The following is a 20,302-nucleotide window of genomic DNA, read 5'->3' as shown; positions in this document are numbered from 1 at the left end:
CGCTCGTCGTCGTGGCTTCGACCCCCGCACTGCGCTCCCAGGGCCTGCTCGTCGGCTACGGCGAGAGCGCCGCGACCGCCGTCTGTCCCCCGATCGACGTCTCCGTCCCGCCGGGGGCGGGGCTCGCCGTCGTCGGTGCGAACGGAAGCGGGAAGTCGACGTTCCTGCGTGCTGTCGTGGGCCTGCTGGCGCCGCTGGGCGGCAAGGTCGAGGTGTTCGGGCGCGAGGTCGACGAGCGCGAGGCGGAGTTCCGCTCCGCCGTCGCCACCGTCATGGACGAGGACGCCGCGTTCCCTGCGCTCACGGTCCGCGAGCACCTCCTGCTGCTCGCGCGCGGCCACGGCGTCGCGAAGGCGAGCGACCTCGTCACCGAGCTCGTCGACGAGTTCGGCCTGGGCGAGCGGCAGCGCGCGATGCCGGCGGCGCTGTCCTCCGGTCAGCGGCGACGCATGCTGCTCGCGGCGGCGTTCGTGCGCCCACGCAAGCTGCTCGTGCTCGACGAGCCGGAGCAGCGCCTCGACGCGGGCATGCGAGACCGGCTCGTGACCCGGCTGCGCGCCGAGCGTGCGGCGGGCGTGACGGTCGTGATGGCCACGCACGACCCGGCGCTCGTCGGCGCGGCGTCGCACGCGCTGCTTCTCACCGAGTCCTCGGTGCGCTCGACCAAGCCCGCGCAGGCGCTCGCGTTCATCGAGGCGCTGTGAGCCCCGACGCCCCCGACAGCCCCGACGCGCCCGACGACCTCGCGGGCGTCGCACCCTCGACCCACCCCGTGGGGTCCGACGTCCCCAGCGGCGCCGGCCTGCGCGCCCTCACCCGTCGCGCCCGCAAGGGCCACGGCGGCGCGCCCTGGTACAAGATCTTCGGCGACCTCTACACCTACGTGTTCACGGCCGCGATCGCGATCGTGGTCGCGGTGCAGGGGGCCCGCCTGCTCGGCGGCGGCATCAACACGGACGCGACCAGTCAGCACGCGGCACTCGTCGACCCGGTGTGGCTCGTGCTCGTGGCGGCGCTCGCCGTCGTGGGACCCACCCTGGCCCTGCTCGTGCGACTCGGACCGGTGGCGGTCGGATCCGCCGGCGCGCTGTGGTGGCTGCCCACGCCGGCCGACCGCGCCTCGCTGCTGCGGCCCACCGCCCTCGGCTGGCTCGGCCTCGGCGCCGGGGTCGGTGGCCTCGTCGGCGTGCTGATCGGCCTCGTCGGCGAACCGGCGGAACTGCCGTGGCTCGCGCTCGCCGGGGTCGGCATCGGCGTCGCGCTCGTCGGCGCCACGATCCTCGCGCAGACGAGCAACGCCTCCCCGGTGCGCCAGGCGCGACACTCGCGCCTCGTCGCGCGGTTCGGTGACGCGCTGCCCGCGGTCGCCGTCCTCGCCTGGCTCGGCCTGGCCCTCACGGACCCTGCGGCGCCTGCGCTGCACCCCGCGATCGTGGCGATCCCGGCCGGTGTGCTCGCCGTCGTCGCGCTCGTCGGCGTGCTGCTGCGCGTCGGGGCGATCCCGGGCGCGGTCCTGCGCACGCGCGGTGCGCGGATCGGCGAGGCCACGACGGCGGTCCTCACGATGGACCTGCGTGCCCTCGGGCGTGCGCTCACCGACGCCGGGGCCGACGTTCGCCGCCGCAGCTCGTCTCTGGTCACGGCGCGCGGCCGGATGACCGCGATGATGACGGCCGACGCGCTCCTGCTCGCCCGCAGCCCGGGTCGGATCACGAACATCCTCGCGGCCACGGTGCTGCCCGTCGCGGTGGCCGCGGCGGGCGCCTCGCCGATCGTCACGGCGCTGACGCTCGTCGTCGGCGGCTCGCTCACCGCGACCGCCCTCGGCGCGGGCGCCCGGGCGGGGGAGCACGCGCCGGCCCTGGACCGCGTGCTCGGCATGTCCGCCCGCGCGACGCGCGGCGCGCGCGTGCTGCTCGCGGCGATCGTCGCGGCCGTGTGGGCCGCGGTCGTGCTCGGGGTGCTTGCCGTCCTGCTCGCGGGCGGCTTCGGGATCAGCTGGCTGGCGCTCGCGCTCGCCGTCGCGCCCGGCCTCGCGGGCACCGGGATCATCACCGCCTACCGGCGCACGCCCGACTGGTCCAAGCCGCTCGTCATCACGCCGCAGGGCGCCTACCCGCCCGACCTGTTCTCCGCCGTCGCGCTCGGCCCCGCGCTCGCGCTCGTCACGGTGCTGCCGGCGGCGGTCGCCCTCGTCGTCGGGCCGGCCGTGGTGCTCGTCCAGATCCAGGTCGTGCTCTCGGCGATCCTCGTGCTCGTCGCGCTGCACGTGCGCGGCGTCCAGAAGCCGGGGCAGCCCTCCGGCCTGATGGCGCGCGCCCAGGCGCAGGCGGAGCAGCAGCAGGCGAAGCAGCCGCCTCGGCGCTGAGATCGCTGCTGCGGCGTCCGATCGGCTGATGCGCGACCGCGTCACTAGGCTGCCGGGGTGGCACGGATCATCGCGGGGAGCGTCGGCGGACGGACCATCGCGGTCCCGCCGCGGGGGACGCGCCCGACCACGGACCGGGTGCGCGAGGCGCTCTTCACGGCGCTCGATCACGACGGCCTGCTCGACGGCGCACGCGTCCTGGACCTGTACGCCGGCTCCGGAGCGCTCGGCCTCGAGGCGGCAAGCCGCGGCGCGGCTCACGTCGACCTCGTGGAGGCGGACCGTCGCGCCGCCGACGTCTGCCGGGCCAACGCGAGGTCGCTCGGGCTCACAGGCCTCGTCCGGACGCACCAGGCGAAGGTGGAGACGTTCCTCGCCGGGGGGACCGGAGCGACCGCTGGAGCGACCGGAGCGCACGCCGGGGCGACCGGCGGGGCGTCACGTGCGGTCGGAGCCGTGCCGGACGGCGGCTGGACCCTCGCGTTCCTCGACCCGCCCTACGACGTCGACTCCTCGCGCGTGGCCACGGTCCTCGCGGCGCTCGTGCCGCACCTCGCGGCCGACGCCGTCGTGGTGCTCGAACGCTCCGTGCGCAGCGAACCGGTCGCGCTGCCCGAGGGCCTGGAGGCCTGGCGGGATCGCCGCTACGGCGAGACCGTGCTGCACCTGCTGGACCACGTGGCGCCGGGCGGCACCGCCGGCCCCGACGGCGATCCGGCCGACGGGTCTGCCGATGACGCCCGCGAGGTGCTTCCCTGAGCGCCCCCGCGGGAATACCGTCCTGATCCATGAGCACCTCGGACGCCCCGCGACCCGATCCCTCGAACCTCGGCTCGTCGAACCCCTCGGGTTCCGACGCCGGGCACGGCGCGAACCGCAACGAGAGCATCGGCTACCCGCTCGACCCGCCGCTGTCGGCCAGTGACGCGCCCGGTGGCACGTCGTCGTACGGCACGCCCGCGTACGGCGCCCCGACGCCCGCCGCCGGGGTGCCCGCAGCCTCCGTCCCGCCGGCCCGTTCAGGGGGAGGGCTGAGCAAGGGGCAGATCCTCGCGATCACCCCGATCGTCGCGACGATCCTGTTCTTCCTGTGCGGATTCCTGTTCGGTGGCTGGGTCTGGTCCTGGTTGTTCTTCCTCGCGGTGCCGATCGTCGGCATCGTCGTGAACGGCGACAAGGGCAAGGACGAGCGCTCGCGACGCTAGCCGGAGCCCGACGGCGAGCCTCCCGCGCGGTCGCTGCGCATCGGCGCCTAGTCTGGACGGGTGCGCACCGCCGTCGTCCCCGGCACGTTCGACCCCGTCACCCTGGGGCACGTCGACGTCGTCACGCGCGCCGCGGCGCTGTTCGACGAGGTGGTCGTCGCCGTCGGACGCAACGCTGCGAAGGCGCCCCTGCTGACCGCCGAGGAGCGTGTGACCGCCTTCGCGGGCGCCGTCGCCCACCTGCCCACGGTGCGGGTGGCCGAGATGCCCGGTCTGCTCGTCGACTTCTGCCGCGAGGTCGGTGCGGTCGCCGTGGTCAAGGGCCTGCGCGGCGGCGCCGACTTCGACGGCGAGGCGCCGATGGCCGCGATGAACCGGCACCTGTCGGGCATCGAGACCGTGTTCCTCGTCGGCTCCGGCCACCTCTCCCACATCGCGAGCTCGATGGTCCGCGACGTCGCCCGCTACGGCGGCCCCGTCGACGACCTCGTTCCCCCGGGAGTCGGCGATCTCGTCCGCGCCCGACTCCGCTCCCTCACCCGCCAGGAGAACCCGTGACCCACGACCCCGATCCCGCTGCCACCCGCGCGTCTGCGCAGTCCGCGTCGGACGACCGGTCCGCCCCGCTGCTCGGGCTGCTCGACGACGTGGCCACGCTGCTCGAGCACGCGCGCGCCATGCCGATGAGCGCGTCCGTGCTGGTGAACAAGGCCGAGGTGCTGGACCTGCTCGCCGCGGCGCGCGAGGCCGTCCCCGACCAGGTCGCCGCCGCCGACCAGGTGGTGGCCGAGGCGGAGAAGGTGCTCACCCGGGCGCGCGCCGAGGCCGAGGCGATCGTCGCCGACGCGCGGCTGCGTGCCGAGAAGCTCGTCGACGAGCACGAGCTCACGGAGGGAGCGCGCACGCGAGCCGCCGAGATCGTCGCGCGGGCCGAGCAGCGCGCCGCCGAGCTCGAGGCGGGCGCTGACGACTACGCGGACTCTCGGCTCGCCCAGTTGGAGACCGACCTCGACGCGGTGAAGCAGCAGGTCCTGGCCGGCCGAGCGCGCCTCGCGGGGCGCAAGTCCTCCTGACCCGACGAGCACCCGACGGGCCACCGAGGGGCCACCGGCGAGCACCCGGGCAGACACCCCTGGACCCGCGCCGGCCGACGGCCGCGCGTACGGTAGGGTAGAACGCTGGCCGTCCGTCGGCCGCCCCCACCTCGCACGAACTGGAGCATCCGCGTGGACACGCGCTCACCGTTCGTCATCGGGATCCACGACCTCAGCCGTCGCCCCGGGACGATGCGCACGTACACCCTCGAGGTCCCGGCACCCGCCGACCTGGCCATCGAGGTGATCGGCGTACCCGAGGGCGCTCCCGTGACGCTGGACGTCCGGCTCGAGTCGATCGTCGAGGGCGTGCTCGCCTCGGCCGAGATCAGCGCCCCGCTCGTGGGGGAGTGCGTGCGGTGCCTGGGCGAGGTCACCGACCGGATCGACGTCGACTTCACCGAGCTCTACGCCTACCCGGGTGCGATCGAGCACGACCCGGACGACGACGAGGCGGACGAGGTGCACGAGCTCACCGGAGACTTCGTCGACGTCGAGCAGGCGGTGCGCGACGCCGTCGTGCTCGCCCTCCCGTTCCAGCCGTACTGCCGCCCGGACTGCAAGGGTCTGTGCCCCGAGTGCGGCGCCGACCTCAACGAGGCGGGCACCGAGCACGGGCACGAGAAGATCGACGCCCGGTGGGCGGCACTGGTCGACGCGCTGACCCGCGACGACGAGAACGACGAGACCTCCGAGACGCCCCGGGCGCCCCGGACATCCGACACACCCGACCAGCAGGACGTGCCGTAGACTTCTCTGCGGTTTCACGACGAAGGAAGAGGAAGACCCGTGGCTGTTCCCAAGCGCAAGATGTCGCGCGCCAACACCCGTGCGCGCCGTTCGCAGTGGAAGGCGACGCCCGCCACCCTGAGCACCTGCCCCAAGTGCAAGGCCCCGCGCCTGTCGCACCAGGCGTGCCCGTCGTGCGGCGCCTACAACGAGCGCACCTACGCCGAGGCCATCCGCACGGACGCCTGAGCGTCATGAGCGTGAGCACCCCCCGCCCCGTCGGTAGCGTTGACGCGCTGCTGGCGGGGCTAGGTGAGCAGATCGACCCCGAGCTGCTCGTGCTCGCGCTCACGCACCGCTCGTTCGCCCACGAGGCGGGCGGCACCCCCACGAACGAGCGCCTGGAGTTCCTCGGCGACTCGGTCCTCGGCGTCATCGTCACCGAGTACCTCTTCGCCACGCACCCCGACGTCCCCGAGGGCGACCTCGCCAAGATGCGGGCCGCGTGCGTGTCGCAGCGCGCCCTCGCCGGCGTCGCCCGCGCGCTCGACATCGGGCAGTACCTCCTGCTGGGCCGCGGTGAGACGACCTCCGGCGGCGCGGACAAGGACTCGATCCTGTCCGACGCCCTCGAGGCGCTCATCGGCGCCGCCTTCCTCTCCGCGGGCCTCGAGCGCACGAAGGCGATGGTGCTGCGACTGCTCGAGCCGACGCTCGCCGTCGCGGCCTCCGCCGGCGCCGGCCTGGACTGGAAGACGAGCCTCCAGGAGCGCTCGGCGGAGCTCGGCCTCGGCGTCCCCGTCTACCAGGTCGAGCACACCGGGCCGGACCACGCGCGCGTCTTCACCGCGCAGGTCCTCCTCGGCGGGATCGTCCACGGCCAGGGCACCGGCACGGCGAAGAAGCACGCCGAGCAGGTCGCCGCGCAGCAGGCCTTCGCCTCGCTCGCCGGGGCCGACGCCGCCGACGGCGCACCGACCGCTCGTGCCTCCTCGAACGGCGGTGGGTCGACGGCTTCCGCGGAGGCGCCCGTCAACGGCGCCTCGAACCAGGCCCGCCGTCGGGTGCGCAGCGGCGCCTGACCGCGCGCCCCCCTCGTCCTGCACTCCGCCAGCTGACCGTGCCCGAGCTTCCCGAGGTCGAGATCGTCCGCGCGGGACTCGCCGCGCACGTGCTCGGTCGCCGCATCGCCGCCGTCGACGTTCTCTCCGCCCGCGCCGTGCGCCGCACCGCCGGCGGGGCCGACGCCCTGACCGAGGGCCTCGTCGGTCGCACCGCCAGCGCGGCCGTGCGCCGCGGCAAGTTCGCCTGGCTGCTGCTCGACGGCGAGCCCGCCTCAGGCGGCCAGCGCACCTCGAGCACCCAGCCCGCGCCCGACGGCGAGCCCGCCTCGGGCGGCCAGCCCACCCCGGCCTTCGACGTAGCATCCGCGCTCCTCGTGCACCTCGGCATGAGCGGCCAGCTCCTCGTCCGCGACGCCGCCGCGGCACACGCCACCGCGGGCGTCGCCCACCCCCACCTGCGGGTGCGCCTCACGTTCGCGGACGACGGCGCACTCGACTTCGTAGACCAGCGCACCTTCGGCTACGTCGCTCTCGAGCCCCTGGTCCCGACCGCGGACGGCGGCCCGGGTGGCCTGGGCGCGCCCGACCCCGCACTGCCTGCGCCCGTCGCCCACATCGCCCGCGACCTCCTGGACCCCGCGCTCGACCTCCGGGTGCTCGCCCGATCGCTGCGCCGTCGCCGATCGGGCATCAAGCGCGTGCTGCTGGACCAGACCGCCGTCTCCGGCGTCGGAAACATCTACGCCGACGAGGCGCTGTGGCGCGCCCACGTGCACCCCGAGCGCCTGGTCGCCTCGATGCCGGCGGCCCGCGTCGTCGAGGTGCTCGGGGCCGGACGCGAGGTGATGTCGCAGGCGCTGGCGCAGGGCGGAACCTCGTTTGACGCGCTCTACGTCAACGTCAACGGGGCGTCGGGCTACTTCGACCGCTCGCTCGCGGTCTACGGGCAGCAGGGACGACCGTGCCCGCGTTGCGGCACGCCGATCGTGCGGCTGTCGTTCATGAACCGTTCCTCGCACCTGTGCCCGCGCTGCCAGCGCGCGCCCCGCGCCGCCTGAGCCTCTGGCGTAGGTCTGCACGCCTCGAATGCTGCGTTCCGGCGGGCGTCGAGCGCTGAGTTTCGGTCACCAGCGGGGATTGTCGTGACCACGACCCAGCGTTCGGCGCCCTCGCATGACCGCAAGCCGGCGTTCGACGCGCTCGCGCGCCCGCTCGCCTCGCGCCTCCGGCGGGGTGGTGCCGATACCCTGCAGGGGTGAGCGCACCCACCACCGTCATGATCGTGGACGACCACGAGGTCGTCCGTCGTGGCATCGCCGACGTCGTCGCCGCCGCCGAGGGCCTGGACGTCGTCGCCGAGGCCGGCACCGTCGCCGACGCCCAGCGCCGTGGCGCACTGCTCAAGCCGCAGGTGGCGCTCGTCGACCTCCAGCTGCCGGACGGCACCGGCATCGACGTCATCACCGCCCTCGCGCAGAGCTCGCCGGACACCCGGGCGATCGTGCTGACCTCCTTCGACGACGACGACGCCCTCGCCGCCGCGGTCCAGGCCGGCGCCCGCGCCTACGTGCTCAAGACCGTGCGTGGCTCGGAGATCGTCGACACCGTGCGCGCCGTCGCGGCCGGCCGCGTGCTGCTCGACGAGCGCACCCTCACCCGCCGCCGCCAGGCCCACCCGGACCCGACGGCGAACCTCACCGCGAGCGAGTCGAAGGTCCTCGATCTCGTGGCCAAGGGGATGACGAACCGCGACATCGCCGACGAGCTCGGCCTCGCGGAGAAGACCGTGAAGAACCACGTGACGTCGATGCTCGCCAAGCTCGGGCTGTCCCGTCGCACGCAGGTCATCGCCTGGGTCGCGAGCCAGCACTCCACGTCCTGGCGCTGAGTCTCGAACCGCTGAGTCTCGAACCGCGGGCACTACGGCGCAGGGCAGCGTTCCCCGCGCGACGCCCGGGTCAGCCGATCCACGCCTCCCACGTGAGCTGAGACCCGCAGCCGTCCGGCCCGGGCTCGAGGCGAGACACGCCGTCGTGCTCCGCCGCCCGCGACGCGAGGTTCCCCAGCCCGCTGCGCCGGTCCGAGGCGGGGTCGGCGCCGCGGCCGTCGTCGGTCACCGTGACGGAGACCGTGCGGGCGTCGACCCGGATCTCCACGCGCGCGCTCGTCGCCGCGGCGTGCCGGGCCACGTTCGACAGCCCTTCGCGCACGACCGCGACGAGGTCGTCGCCGAGGCGGTCGCCGAGGCGCGCGTCGATCTCGCTCGCGACGTCGCCTGACGTGTCGAGCGAGGCGAGCTGCTCGCCGTCGAGCGTGAGCAGCATGGACGGCGCGAAGCCGAGGCTCGCGCGCGCCAGGGACGCCTCGCGGACGAGGCGCTCGACGACGGGCAGGTGCTCGTCGCGGTCGCGCAGCGAGCGCACGATGCCGCGGATCTGCCGCACGCCCTCCTCGACGCCGTCGATCGCCTGGTCGATCTCGGTGCGCACCCCGACCTCCGCGGGGTTGTCGCCGGCGAGCAGCGACTTGGCGTGCTCGAGCCGCATCCCGGTGGCGAAGAGCTGCTGGATCGCGAGGTCGTGCAGGTCGCGCGCGATCCGGTTGCGCTCGTTGAGCAGCGACGCCACGTCCTCCGCGTGCCGGGCCGCGGCCAGGCGCAGCGCGAGCGCCGCCTGCGCCCCGAAGTCGTTCGCGACGGCGAGGTCGCCCTCGGTGAACGCGGGCCGCCCCGGGAGGCGGAACAGGATGAGGACGCCGAGGGCGTCGTGGCCGTCACCGTCGGCGCCGCTGGACAGCAGCGGCGCGTAGAGGGCGCGCTCGAACGCCCGCGCGGGCGCGATGAACCGGTCGGGCTCGCGGCTGATCGACTCCACGATCGAACCTCGCGCCGTGCGAACGCTGCGGATCGCGTGGCCGTCCTCGTGCAGCGTGTTGCCGATCATCTCGGCCATGTGGGCGCCGTCGACGATCTCGGTGACCCACTCGTCGTCGACCGAGGGCAGCACGATCGCCGCGGTGTCGGCGTCGGCGACCACGCGGATGCGCCGTGCCACGAGCTGCAGCACGTCCTCCTCGTCCGAGCCCTCCAGCAGCGCCGTCGTGATCTCCTGCGAGACGGCGAGCCAGCGCTCGCGGTCCTGCGCCTGCTCGTACAGGCGCGCGTTGTCGATCGCGACGGCGGCCGCCGCGGCGAGCAGCTGGACCGTCTCGACGTCATGCGCGGTGAACCCGCCGGCCTTCTCGGCGAGGTAGAGGCGCCCGAGCGAGATCTCCCCGGCGGCGACCGTCACGCCGAGGAACGTGTGCATCGGGGGGTGGCCGGGCGGGAACCCGCCGAACGCGGGGTGGCGGGTGAGGTCCTCGAGCAGGAGCACGCCCTCCTGCGGGAGCGCGCCGAGCACGCCGTGGCCGCGCGGCGGGTGGCCCAGCACATGCTCCTCCTCCGGCGTGACGCCCTGCTGGACGAACGTGGTGGTCTCGCCGTACGCGTCGAGCTCGGCGATCGCGGCGTACCGCGCCCCGGTGAGGTCGGCGGCGGAGACGACGAGCTCGGCGAGCACGCGCTCGGCGTCGAGCTGTCCCGCCAGCTCGAGGACCTTGGTGAGCAGAGCCGGGGTGATCGGGGACGTCATGCCCCGATCATGCCTCGCTCGCGGCGGGCGCCGGCGCCGCCGACGCGGCACCGGGCGCGGCACCGGTCGCGGCCGCGCCCGCCGGCACGGCGTGCCCGAGCGTCACCACGGCGTCCGCCGCCTCGACGGCCGCGACGTGGTGCGTCACGACGACGACGCTGCGCTCGTGCCGGCCGAGCGCCAGCAGGTCACGCACGAGCGCCTGCGCGACGTCGTCCGGGAGGTGCTCGGCTGGCTCGTCGAGCAGGAGCAGGGGAGCGGGGCTCGCGAGCGCGCGCGCGACGAGGAGCCGGCGTCGCTCGCCGCCGGAGATCGTCTCGGGCCCGACGACTGTGTCCAGCCCGTCCGGCAGCGCCTCCACCCACGCGCGCAGGCCGACGGCGTCGAGCAGCTCGAGCGCCTCCTCGCGCGCCACGTCGCCACGCGCCACCCGGATGTTCTCCAGCACGCTCGTGCCGAACACGTGGGCGTCCTCGGCGGTGAGCGCGACGTGCGCGGCGCGCTCTGGCCCACGCAGCCCGTGCGGGTCCACGCCGTCCACCCGCACCGCGCCGCCGACCGGCGCGAGCATGCCGGCCAGCGTGAGCAGCAGCGTCGTCTTCCCGGTTCCGGACGGGCCCACGACGGCGAGCGATCCGCCCGTGAGGTCGAGGTCCAGCGGGGCGGTGCACGCCTCGCCGCCGGGCCAGCCGCACACGAGGCCGCGCGCGTGCAGGCCGGGCGGCTGCAGGGTCGTCGCGAGCGGGTCGAGCGCCTCGGGCGCCGCGTCCGGCGCGACGCCGTCCGGCGCGACGCTGTCGCGCACGACGCCGGGGCGCGCCGCGCTGTCCGTGGCCGCGAGCAGCGCCGAGATGCGCCGCGCGGCCTGCGCCGACCGGCGCAGCTGGGCGGCCGCAGCCGGCAGCGGCGCGGTCGCCTCGAACGCAGCCAGCGGCACGAGGACGACGACGGCGAGCTCGGTCGCGGTCAGCGCCCCGGAACCGACGGCCGGCACCGCGACGAGCAGCGCGCCGAGCACCGACGCGCCGACCGCGAGCACGGCCGTCGCCGCGGACCAGGCGAGCGGGCGTGCGGCGAGGCGCTCGCCGTCGCGCGCCTGGGCGTGCGCCTCCTCGAGCGCGGCGAGCGCGTCGGGCCGACCACCGCCGACGGCGAGCTCGGCTGCGCGGGAGACGAGCGCCTCGGTCGCGGTGGCGACGTCGGCGCGGGCCGCGACCCGGACCGTCTCGGCGCGGCTGTCGGCCCGGCCGGCGAGCGCGGGCACCACGACGGCCGTCACGGCGAGGCACGCGAGCAGGACGAGCGCCGACGGCACCGAGAAGCGCGCGATGAGCACCACCGAGCCGAGGCCGACCACGACGCTCACGCCGGCCGGGACGAGGGCGCGGATCACCACGTCGCCCACGTCGTCGACGTCGGCGCCGGTGCGGGCCAGCAGGTCGCCGCGCCGCAGTCGCGCGAGCTCCTCGGTCCGCCCCGCCGACAGCCGCTCGTACAGCTGGGTGCGCAGCTCGGCGACCCCGGCGAGCGCGGCGTCGTGCGTCGCGAGGCGCTCGAGGTAGCGCGAGACGCCGCGCAGGATGCCGAACGTGCGCACGCCGACGGCGGCCACGTTGAGGTACATCACGGGCGGCATCTGGGCCGCGCGCACGATGAGCCACGCGGCCGTGCCCGAGAGCGCGACGGACGCGGCGAGCGTGAGGGAGCCGAGCGCGACGGCGCGCGCCAGCACGGCGCGGCGCAGACCGAGCATCGCGAGGACCGGGCGCAGGGCCCGCAGGTCCCCGCGCACGCCGGTCGTGACGGCCGCAGCGGGGGGCAAACCGGCGGGCTCGGGCAGCAGCTGCGCGCCCGGCTCGACGCCGCTCACGCGGCCACCTCCACCGGCGCGGACGAGCGGACCTGGACCACGACGTCGGCCGCCGTGAGCGTGCCCGGTCGGTGCGCGACGACGACGACCGCGGCGCCCGCGTCCGCGACGGCGCGCAGCGCGGCGACCACCTCCTGCTCGTCCCCGGGCGCGAGGTGCGCGGTCGGCTCGTCGGCGACGACGAGCCGCGCCCCGCGTACGAGCGCCCGGGTGAGCTCGAGCCGGTGCGTCTGGCCGACGGACAGCCCCGAGGACAGCCCGCCGGCCTCGGCCGCGAGCGGCGTCGCCCAGCCCAGCGGCAGACCCGCGACCACGTGCGCGAGGCCGGTCGCCTCGGCCGCCTGAACCAGGCGGGCCTCGGCGTCGGGACCCGACGCGCCGCCGAGCGCGTGGCTCCTCACAGTGCCGCCGCTCGTCACGACGCGCTGCGGCACCCAGGCCGCCTGGGCCCACCACGCGGCCGAGGCGACGTCGGCGAGGTCGGTGCGTTCGCCGTCGTGCTCGAGGACGAGGGTGCCGGCGTCCGGCGGCTGCAGGCGCAGGAGCGCCATCGCAGTCGTCGTCTTGCCCGACCCGCTCGCCCCGGCCAGCGCCGTGACCCGGCCCGGCTCGATGACCGCGTCCAGGTCCGCGGGGGCGAGGTAGCCGCGGTCGTCGGCCGCCACGGCGAGCCCCGAGACGACAAGGCGGTCCCACGCGGGGACGGCACGCTCGCCGTCGGCCGGCAGGGGCTCGTCGAGCACCGCGAAGACGCGCTGCACGGCGGTGAGCCCGTTGGTGGAGGCGTGGAACTGGGCGCCGACCTGGCGCAGCGGCTGGTAGATCTCGGGCGCCAGGATGAGCACCGTGAGGCCCGTGGCCAGGTCGATCCGGTCGTAGACGAGCCGCATCCCGATCTCGACCGCGACGAGCGCGACGGACAGCGACGCCAGCAGCTCCAGCACCGCGCTGGACAGGAACGCGACCCGCAGGGTCTGCATCGTCGTGGTGCGGTACGCCTCGCCGAGGCGACGCACGCGCACGCCGGGCCCGACCTCGCGGCCGAGTGCGCGCAGTGTGGTGAGGCCGGCGAGCAGGTCGAGCAGCTGGGAGCCCTGCGCAGCCAGCGCCTCGAGGCGCTGCTCGGACCAGCGCTGCGTCGTGACACCGACCAGCCACATGAACACCGGGATGAGCGGCAGCGTCGCGGCCACCACGAGTCCCGAGACGAGGTCCAGGCGCAGCACGACGAGCAGCGTGAGCGGCGTGAGGATCGCGGTGAGGAGGAGCTGCGGCAGGTACCCGGTCACGTAGGGGACGAGGTCGTCGAGCCCGCGCGTGGCGAGCGTGGTGACCTCGGCCCCGTGCCGGGTGCGCCAGCGGTGGGGGAGCCGCGAGGTGTGCTCGAGCAGGCGGGTGCGCAGCTGCGCGACCACGTCGACCGCGGCCTGGGCGCCGAGGCGCTCACGGAACCAGGTCAGCGCGGCGCGCAGGACGACGGCGCCGACGAGCGCCGCGAGGGGCGTCGCGACCGCGGCGAGGTCGACGCCGTCGAGCGCGACCGGGGCGACGGCGTGCCCGATCGCGAACGCCTGGACCACGACGCACACGGTCGCGAGGACCGAGAGCGCCGCTGCGGCGACGACGAAGGTGCGGGCCGCGGCCGCGGTGCGCAGGAGGCGAGGATCGAGGGGCCGCACGCCGTCAGTGGTTCACGAGCTCGGACGGCTGCGGCGGGATCTGGTCGCGGTGCAGGCGGCGGGAGAACACCTTGAACGACCAGCCCTGGTAGAGCAGCACGACGGGCACGAGCACGACGGCGACCCACGTCATGATCGTCAGCGTGTAGTCCGAGGAGCTCGCGTTGTCGATCGTGAGCGAGTTCGCCGGGTCCGTGGCGGGCATGACGTTGGGAAAGATCGCGCCGAAGATGAACACGACCGCCATCGCGATGGCGACCGCGTTGAGCGTGAACGCCCAGCCCTCGCGCCGTGCCCGGGTCGCGAGCACGACACCGACGAGCGCGAGCGCGGCGACGACGAGCGGCGCCCAGGTCCAGGCGTTGCGGGAGTAGGCGAGCTGCGCCCAGATGACCCACACGGCGGCGACGGCGGCCGAGGGCAGCGCGAGCCGCTGGGCCAGGGCCATCGCGCGCTCCTGGTACTCGCCCGAGGTCTTCAGCGCGAGGAACACCGCGCCGTGGGTGAGGAACAGACCGAGCGTCACCACTCCGCCGAGCAGCGCGAACGGGTTGAGCAGCGCCCAGAATCCGCCGACGTACTGCATGTCGGCGTCGATCTGGACGCCCCGCACGATGTTGGCGAACGCGACGCCCCAGAGGATCGCGGGAACCCACGAGCCGATCGCGATGCACCAGTCCCAGCCGTTGCGCCACCGGTCGCTGTCGACCTTGTGCCGGTACTCGAACGAGACGCCGCGCAGGATGAGCGCGAGCAGGATGAGCAGGAGCGGGAGGTAGAAGCCCGAGAACAGCGTCGCGTACCAGTGCGGGAACGCGGCGAACGTCGCACCGCCGGCCGTGAGCAGCCAGACCTCGTTGCCGTCCCAGACCGGCCCGATCGTGTTGATCGCCAGGCGCCGGTCGGTGTTGTCCTTCGCCAGGGGTCGCATGAGCATGCCCACGCCGAAGTCGAAGCCCTCGAGGACGAGGTAGCCGATCCACAGAACGGCGATGAGGATGAACCATAGTGTTGGCAGGTCCACGGTCAGGTTCCTTGTCGGTCGCGGCGTGCGGGTGGGATGAGATCTGCGCGGGCGCGCCGGTCAGTAGGCGAAGTCGAGCTGAGGGGTCCTCGAGGACTCGTGCTCGCCGTCGGGCGTGTGCTGGTCGTCGTCCCGGTCGCGCGAGGTGTCGGGGGAGTCCGGCGAGCTCACCACGGGCGCGCCGGCGCGGACGTCCTTGCGCAGGAGCTTGAACCACACGACGGCGAGCGCGCCGTAGACCAGCGTGAACGCGAGCAGCGAGAACAGGACGGTGCCGCCGCCCACGACGGTCGAGACGCCGTCGGCCGTGGCCATCTTGATCTCGATCACGCCGTCGGCGCCGATGTTGGGCACCACCACCCACGGCTGACGGCCCATCTCGGTGAAGATCCAGCCGAAGGAGTTCGCGAGGAACGGCATCGGCAGCGCGACGAGGCAGAGCCGGGAGAACCACACGTTGTCGGTGAGCCGGCCGCCCCGCAGGGTCCACAGGCCCCACAGCGCGAGCGCGGCGGAGAAGATCGCCGGGCCGATCATGAGGCGGAACGCCCAGTACGTGATCATGAGGTTCGGGATGTACACCATGTCGTCGCCGTAGGTGTCGCCGAACCGCTCGGCGAAGTCCGCCTGGACGTTCTCCGTGCCCGGGACGCTGCTCTCCGGACCGCTCCAGTTCCCCGTGGCGAGGAACGACGTCAGGCCCGGGATCGAAAGGATCGCGGTGGTGTCACCGCAACTGTTCGGGTCGTTGAGGTTGCCGATCGTGAGGATCGAGAACGGCACGCTCTCCGCGGTCTCGCAGTGCGCCTCGGCCGCGGACATCTTCCCCGGCTGCTGCTCGTACATGATCTTGGCCTGGTGGTCACCGGTGACGAGCAGCCCGACGCCGGCGACGAGGATCGCCACGAGGCCGACGTAGGCGGCGGGGCGGTAGACGGAGCGCGCGGTGGCCTCGTCGCCCTTCTTGACCGAGCGGACGATCCACCAGCCCGCGATCCCTGCGACGAACGTGCCGGCGACGAGCCAGGCGGCCACGATCACGTGCGGGAAGGTCGCGATCGTGGTCGGGTTGGTCAGCACGGCACCGATGTCGGTGAGCTGCGCGCGGCCGAGCTCCTCGTTCCACACGGCGCCCACGGGGTGCTGCATGAACGAGTTGGCGGCGAGGATGAAGTAGGCCGAGAGCGTGGTGGAGAAGGCCACGGCCCAGATGCAGAGCAGGTGGACGCGCTTGGACAGCCGCTCCCAGCCGAAGATCCACAGGCCGAGGAAGGTGGACTCCACGAAGAAGGCGGCGAGCGCCTCCATAGCGAGCGGGGCGCCGAAGACGTCGCCGACGAACCGGGAGTACTCGCTCCAGTTCATCCCGAACTGGAACTCCTGCACGATGCCGGTCACGACGCCGATCGCGAAGTTGACGAGCAGGAGCTTGCCGAAGAACTTCGTGATCCGCAGCCAGTTCTCGGTGCGCTTGACGTACCAGATCGTCTGCATGATCGCCACGAGGGTCGACAGCCCGATCGTGAGGGGCACGAAGATGAAGTGGTAGACGGTGGTGATCCCGAACTGCCACCGGGCCAGGTCGAGCGCTTCCATGGGGTTCTCCCGGTCCTGTCATGCCGTCGAACGAGGTGACGGTAGCCGACCCCGCCGACAGCCGAAGGGGTGCCCCGTCGTCGTCAACCTAGTGTCGTGACGCCGCGTCAAGAAGGACCAAGGTCCTAGGGCCCGATGGCGTGTTCCGTGCGTGCCGTCGACCCTCGCCCGGGCTGTGGTGCGGGTCTCGTCCCAGGCCGGTTCAGGGGCCGGTTCAGGGCCCGGTACGGCGCCGGGCGTCGCGACTCTCGGCCGGCGTGTCGCACGGCCCCGCGTGACTCGCCGGGGGACCACCGATGGACCACCGATGGATGACCGATGGACACCTCAGGTGCTTTTCGCGGGCCCTGTGCGATACTGCTGGAGGTCGGCGGGGCCACACCCCCCGCCGGTCCGACGACAGCTCCGGCCCCTCGTCCACCTCGCACCGCCACGTCGGCGTCGTGCGGCGGACCCGGCCGTGAAGCGGGCGTCGGCCCCCCTGTCGGGGTATCCCTGACTTCCGGTGTCGGCCTGGCCGCCACCGACGAGAGAGCCCGCGGGCGCCCGCGGTGGTGTGACGGGCGCACCCGGGCACGGAGCCACCATGGCAGACGAGTCCTACGAGCAGACCCAGCAGAACGACGGCGCAGCGGCGCCCGCGCCCACCCGGCGCCGCGCCCCCCGCCGCGCCACCCGCGGTGTCACGACGCCCACGGCCGTGCCGGCCGACACCCCCGCCGAGGCCGCAGCGCCCGCCGACACCGAGCAGCAGGCGCCCAGCCCCGCCGCGCCGGAGGCTGCCGCTCCTGTCGAGCCGGTCGCGCCCGCCACCGACGAGCCGGTCGAGACGCCCTCGGCGGACGCCGAGCCCGAGGAGGACGAGCTCGACGGCGAGCACCCCGCGGGCCACGCCCTCACCTTCTCCGCCGCGCCGGTCCACCCGGTCCGCGCCCCCGAACAGCAGATCGACGTGTTCGCCGCGTTCGGCCTCGGCACCGCCCGTCCCGCCGAGTCCGGCGCCGACGCAGCACCCGCGGACGAGCCGGCCGCCGAGAAGACGAACCGAGCGCGCAAGACCAAGCGCGACACCGCGACCGCCGCGCCGAGCGCGCCCGAGTCGAACGCACCCGCGTCGGACGAGGCCACGGGGAGCACCCCCGACGACGAGTCCCAGCCCCGCCTGGCCGCCTCGGCCCTGCTGTTCCAGCCGCCCGCGTCGACCCCGCGTCGTCGCCGCCGCAAGGCGGGCGCCGAGGGGGAGACGACCGAGCCGTCGGGCGCCGGTTCCGCCGAGGGGCCCGAGTCCGCCGCGAGCGACGACACGGCGGACGACGCCGAGCCCAAGCCCGCACGCAGCCGCGGCTCGCGCCGTGGTCGCGGCCGGGGCGCCGCCACCCGGGACGAGACCGAGGAGCCGGTGGTCGAGGTCGTCGAGGCGACCGAGCCGACGGACGCCACGACCGAGCCGACGGACGCTCCCGACGCGACGGACGACGTCGAGCCCGGTGAGCAGGACGAGGCGGGTGAGGGCACGGACGACTCCGGCGAGGCCGGCACGCCCCGCCGTCGCCGTCGTCGCGGAGGCCGCGGCCGCCGTCGTACGGGGGAGTCCGGCGGCGACGCCGACGGCGAGGACGACGCGGACTCCACCGACGCCGACGGCGACACCGACCGCGCCGAGGACGATCCCGAGGACGCCGCGTCCAGCGCGAGCGACGGCGGGGCCGACGGCGAGGACGACTCCGCCGGGGGCAGCTCCCGGCGTCGTCGCCGCCGTCGCGGCAGCAGCAGCCGGCGCACCGAGCCCGACACGAGCGACAGCGGACGTGCCCGCGCCGCGCGCGACGAGGTGACGGCCCTCAAGGGGTCGACCCGGCTGGAGGCCAAGCGCCTGCGCCGTCGCGAGGGTCGGGACTTCGGGCGTCGCCGCCAGGTGATCACCGAGGCCGAGTTCCTCGCGCGCCGCGAGTCGGTCGAGCGCGCCATGGTGGTGCGCGAGCGTGCCGGCATGACGCAGATCGCGGTGCTCGAGGACGGTGTGCTCGTCGAGCACTACGTCGCCCGTGCCCAGCAGACCACGATGGTCGGCAACGTCTATCTCGGCCGCGTGCAGAACGTGCTGCCGTCGATGGAGGCCGCGTTCGTCGACCTCGGCCGCGGTCGCAACGCCGTGCTCTACGCCGGCGAGGTGAACTGGGAGGCCTCGGGCCTCGAGGGGCAGCCGCGCCGCATCGAGCAGGCGCTGAAGTCCGGCGACCAGATCGTCGTGCAGGTCACGAAGGACCCGATCGGGCACAAGGGTGCGCGGCTGACGTCGCAGATCACGCTCGCCGGTCGCTACCTCGTGCTCGTGCCGAGCGGTGCGATGACCGGCATCTCCCGCAAGCTCCCCGACACCGAGCGTGCCCGCCTCAAGAAGCTGCTCGGCGAGATCGTCCCCGAGGGCCAGGGCGTCATCGTGCGCACCGCGGCCGAGGGTGCGAGCGAGGAGGAGCTGCGCCGCGACGTCGAGCGACTGAGCGCGCAGTGGAAGGAGATCGAGGCCAAGTCCACCGGCAAGAAGACCTCGGCGCCGGCGCTGCTCAAGGGCGAGCCCGAGCTCTCCCTGCGCGTCGTGCGCGACGTCTTCAACGAGGACTTCTCCTCCCTCACCGTGTCCGGCGACGGCGCGTGGAGCACGATCTCGGAGTACGTCGGCTCGGTCGCGCCGGACCTCGTGGAGCGCCTGCACCACTGGACCGGTCCCGAGGACGTGTTCGCGAGCAAGCGGATCGACGAGCAGCTCGCGAAGGGCATGGACCGCAAGGTCTGGCTGCCCTCGGGCGGCTCGCTCGTGATCGACCGCACCGAGGCGATGACCGTCGTCGACGTCAACACCGGCAAGTTCACCGGCTCGGGCGGCACGCTCGAGGAGACGGTGACGCGCAACAACCTCGAGGCCGCCGAGGAGATCGTCCGGCAGCTCCGTCTGCGCGACATCGGCGGCATCGTCGTCATCGACTTCATCGACATGGTGCTCGAGTCCAACCGCGACCTCGTGCTGCGCCGCCTCATCGAGTGCCTCGGCCGGGACCGCACGCGGCACCAGGTCGCCGAGGTGACCTCGCTCGGGCTGGTCCAGATGACGCGCAAGCGGGTCGGCCAGGGACTCGTCGAGGCGTTCTCGACGCCGTGCGAGCACTGCCGGGGGCGCGGGTTCATCGTGTCCTCCGAGCCGCACGCGCACGACATCGCGCCCGAGCCGGAGGAGGAGACCCCGCGCGTGGGTCGACGTCGCAGCGGAAGCGGCGGCCCGAACGGCGGCAACAGCGCGAACGCGGGCGGCTCCGGCCGATCCGGGCGCGGCGCGTCCACCGGGACGCCCGCCGCCGCCGCGCCGGTGGACTCGGCCGCGCGCGAGGCGGTCAAGGCCACGCTCGCGCAGATCGCGGCCGCTGCGCAGCACGCGCACCAGGCCGCCGAGGAGCCGCACGCCGAGGCCGGTGCGTCGACGATCGCGGTCGTGTCCGACACCGCGCCCGACGGCGAGCCGCAGTCCGCGTCCGACGTCGAGACCACCGGGGCGAGCGACGGCGACGGCGAGCGCGCGTTCGTCGACGGCGAGGCCATCGCCGAGGTCGTCATCGAGCTGCCGCTCGAGCAGGTCGTCGAGTCCGTCGTGGCCACGGTCGAGGCGACCGAGGCCGCCCGCGCCGAGGAGGCCGCCGAGCCCGAGGGTGCTGAGCAGCCGCAGGACGCCGTCGTGCCGGAGACGGTCGAGGACGCTGCTGAGGTCGTCGGCGAGCCCGACGCCGAGGGGGAGTCCAGCGACGTCGCCGAGCAGCCGGTGTCCACGGACGAGCCGGCTGAGCAGCCGGAGTCCACGGACCAGTCGGCTCCGGAGGTCCTCGACCGACCGGAGGGCGCGGAGAGCGACGCCCCGGACGACATCAGCGAGCCGAACCAGGTCGAGCCGGCCGTGCAGCCCGACGAGGCCGAGCGCACCGAGTAGTCAGCCGCACCACGCAGAAGCGCAGAAGCGCGCGTGCCGTCCCGCGAGGGTCGGCACGCGCGCTTCGT

The 20,302-nt window shown here is 74.5% G+C and carries 17 protein-coding genes; 12 read left to right on the top strand and 5 right to left on the bottom strand.

Annotation, left to right across the window (positions count from 1 at the left end):
- Positions 1 to 11: 11 nt before the first annotated feature.
- From AC3AQ1_RS03200 to AC3AQ1_RS03150, 11 genes are all read left to right on the top strand, one after another.
- Complete coding sequence (locus AC3AQ1_RS03200; RefSeq protein WP_108717791.1) at positions 12 to 704, top strand: ABC transporter ATP-binding protein; 693 nt, start codon at positions 12 to 14, stop codon at positions 702 to 704.
- Positions 701 to 2,368, top strand: coding sequence for a DUF6297 family protein (locus AC3AQ1_RS03195; RefSeq protein WP_108717790.1), 1,668 nt, complete (start codon positions 701 to 703; stop codon positions 2,366 to 2,368). Before AC3AQ1_RS03200 ends, AC3AQ1_RS03195 begins: the two co-directional genes overlap by 4 nt.
- A gap of 57 nt (positions 2,369 to 2,425) precedes the next feature.
- Positions 2,426 to 3,127, top strand: a complete 702-nt coding sequence (locus tag AC3AQ1_RS03190; RefSeq protein ID WP_108717789.1) for an RsmD family RNA methyltransferase — start codon at positions 2,426 to 2,428, stop codon at positions 3,125 to 3,127.
- A gap of 29 nt (positions 3,128 to 3,156) precedes the next feature.
- Positions 3,157 to 3,573 (top strand): hypothetical protein, encoded by a 417-nt coding sequence (locus AC3AQ1_RS03185; protein WP_108717788.1) that lies wholly within the window; start codon positions 3,157 to 3,159, stop codon positions 3,571 to 3,573.
- Between the two features lie 60 nt (positions 3,574 to 3,633).
- Positions 3,634 to 4,131, top strand: coding sequence for a pantetheine-phosphate adenylyltransferase (gene coaD / locus AC3AQ1_RS03180; protein WP_108717787.1), 498 nt, complete (start codon positions 3,634 to 3,636; stop codon positions 4,129 to 4,131).
- Positions 4,128 to 4,646 (top strand): hypothetical protein, encoded by a 519-nt coding sequence (locus tag AC3AQ1_RS03175; RefSeq protein ID WP_234417715.1) that lies wholly within the window; start codon positions 4,128 to 4,130, stop codon positions 4,644 to 4,646. Before coaD ends, AC3AQ1_RS03175 begins: the two co-directional genes overlap by 4 nt.
- Before the next feature lie 153 nt (positions 4,647 to 4,799).
- Positions 4,800 to 5,417 carry a YceD family protein gene (locus AC3AQ1_RS03170; protein ID WP_234417713.1) on the top strand — a complete coding sequence of 206 codons (618 nt, stop codon included), beginning with the start codon at positions 4,800 to 4,802 and terminating at the stop codon, positions 5,415 to 5,417.
- 39 nt (positions 5,418 to 5,456) lie between these two features.
- The gene (gene rpmF / locus AC3AQ1_RS03165) at positions 5,457 to 5,645 is read left to right on the top strand and encodes a 50S ribosomal protein L32 (RefSeq protein ID WP_108717786.1); all 189 of its coding nucleotides are present in this window, start codon (positions 5,457 to 5,459) and stop codon (positions 5,643 to 5,645) included.
- A gap of 5 nt (positions 5,646 to 5,650) precedes the next feature.
- Positions 5,651 to 6,478: a ribonuclease III gene (gene rnc / locus AC3AQ1_RS03160; RefSeq protein WP_108717785.1), complete on the top strand. Its 828-nt coding sequence runs from the start codon at positions 5,651 to 5,653 to the stop codon at positions 6,476 to 6,478.
- A 38-nt stretch (positions 6,479 to 6,516) separates the two neighbouring features.
- Positions 6,517 to 7,518, top strand: coding sequence for a bifunctional DNA-formamidopyrimidine glycosylase/DNA-(apurinic or apyrimidinic site) lyase (mutM, locus tag AC3AQ1_RS03155; RefSeq protein ID WP_108717784.1), 1,002 nt, complete (start codon positions 6,517 to 6,519; stop codon positions 7,516 to 7,518).
- A 218-nt stretch (positions 7,519 to 7,736) separates the two neighbouring features.
- Positions 7,737 to 8,348, top strand: a complete 612-nt coding sequence (locus AC3AQ1_RS03150) for a response regulator (RefSeq protein ID WP_108719940.1) — start codon at positions 7,737 to 7,739, stop codon at positions 8,346 to 8,348.
- Positions 8,349 to 8,418: 70 nt separating this feature from the next.
- Here AC3AQ1_RS03150 and AC3AQ1_RS03145 read toward each other — a convergent pair whose 3' ends face one another.
- The 5 genes from AC3AQ1_RS03145 to AC3AQ1_RS03125 are packed head-to-tail and all read right to left on the bottom strand — an operon-like array spanning position 8,419 to position 16,261.
- A complete protein-coding gene (locus tag AC3AQ1_RS03145; RefSeq protein WP_108717783.1) occupies positions 8,419 to 10,092 on the bottom strand; it encodes a GAF domain-containing sensor histidine kinase in 1,674 nt (557 codons plus the stop codon).
- A 7-nt stretch (positions 10,093 to 10,099) separates the two neighbouring features.
- Positions 10,100 to 11,962, bottom strand: a complete 1,863-nt coding sequence (gene cydC / locus AC3AQ1_RS03140; RefSeq protein ID WP_234417710.1) for a thiol reductant ABC exporter subunit CydC — start codon at positions 11,960 to 11,962, stop codon at positions 10,100 to 10,102.
- Positions 11,959 to 13,641, bottom strand: a complete 1,683-nt coding sequence (cydD, locus tag AC3AQ1_RS03135) for a thiol reductant ABC exporter subunit CydD (protein ID WP_108717782.1) — start codon at positions 13,639 to 13,641, stop codon at positions 11,959 to 11,961. The genes cydC and cydD overlap by 4 nt, the downstream gene beginning before the upstream one ends.
- A gap of 4 nt (positions 13,642 to 13,645) precedes the next feature.
- Positions 13,646 to 14,665 carry a cytochrome d ubiquinol oxidase subunit II gene (gene cydB / locus AC3AQ1_RS03130; protein WP_108717781.1) on the bottom strand — a complete coding sequence of 340 codons (1,020 nt, stop codon included), beginning with the start codon at positions 14,663 to 14,665 and terminating at the stop codon, positions 13,646 to 13,648.
- Positions 14,666 to 14,725: 60 nt separating this feature from the next.
- Positions 14,726 to 16,261, bottom strand: coding sequence for a cytochrome ubiquinol oxidase subunit I (locus AC3AQ1_RS03125; protein ID WP_108717780.1), 1,536 nt, complete (start codon positions 16,259 to 16,261; stop codon positions 14,726 to 14,728).
- Positions 16,262 to 16,847: 586 nt separating this feature from the next.
- Between AC3AQ1_RS03125 and AC3AQ1_RS03120 the strand changes: the two genes are divergently transcribed.
- Entirely contained in the window at positions 16,848 to 20,234 is a 3,387-nt protein-coding gene (locus AC3AQ1_RS03120; RefSeq protein WP_108717779.1) for an Rne/Rng family ribonuclease, read from the top strand.
- Positions 20,235 to 20,302 lie beyond the last annotated feature (68 nt).

Source organism: Miniimonas sp. S16, from assembly GCF_057748195.1.
This window is presented reverse-complemented; position numbering and strand designations above follow the sequence as displayed.

Excerpts from the sequence above, each read along its gene's own strand:
- AC3AQ1_RS03145 (WP_108717783.1), bottom strand. The coding sequence starts at position 10,092 with ATGACGTCCCCGATCACCCCGGCTCTGCTCACCAAGGTCCTCGAGCTG.
- AC3AQ1_RS03125 (WP_108717780.1), bottom strand. The coding sequence starts at position 16,261 with ATGGAAGCGCTCGACCTGGCCCGGTGGCAGTTCGGGATCACCACCGTC.
- AC3AQ1_RS03185 (WP_108717788.1), top strand. The coding sequence starts at position 3,157 with ATGAGCACCTCGGACGCCCCGCGACCCGATCCCTCGAACCTCGGCTCG.
- AC3AQ1_RS03120 (WP_108717779.1), top strand. The coding sequence starts at position 16,848 with ATGGCAGACGAGTCCTACGAGCAGACCCAGCAGAACGACGGCGCAGCG.
- AC3AQ1_RS03150 (WP_108719940.1), top strand. The coding sequence starts at position 7,737 with ATGATCGTGGACGACCACGAGGTCGTCCGTCGTGGCATCGCCGACGTC.
- rnc (WP_108717785.1), top strand. The coding sequence starts at position 5,651 with ATGAGCGTGAGCACCCCCCGCCCCGTCGGTAGCGTTGACGCGCTGCTG.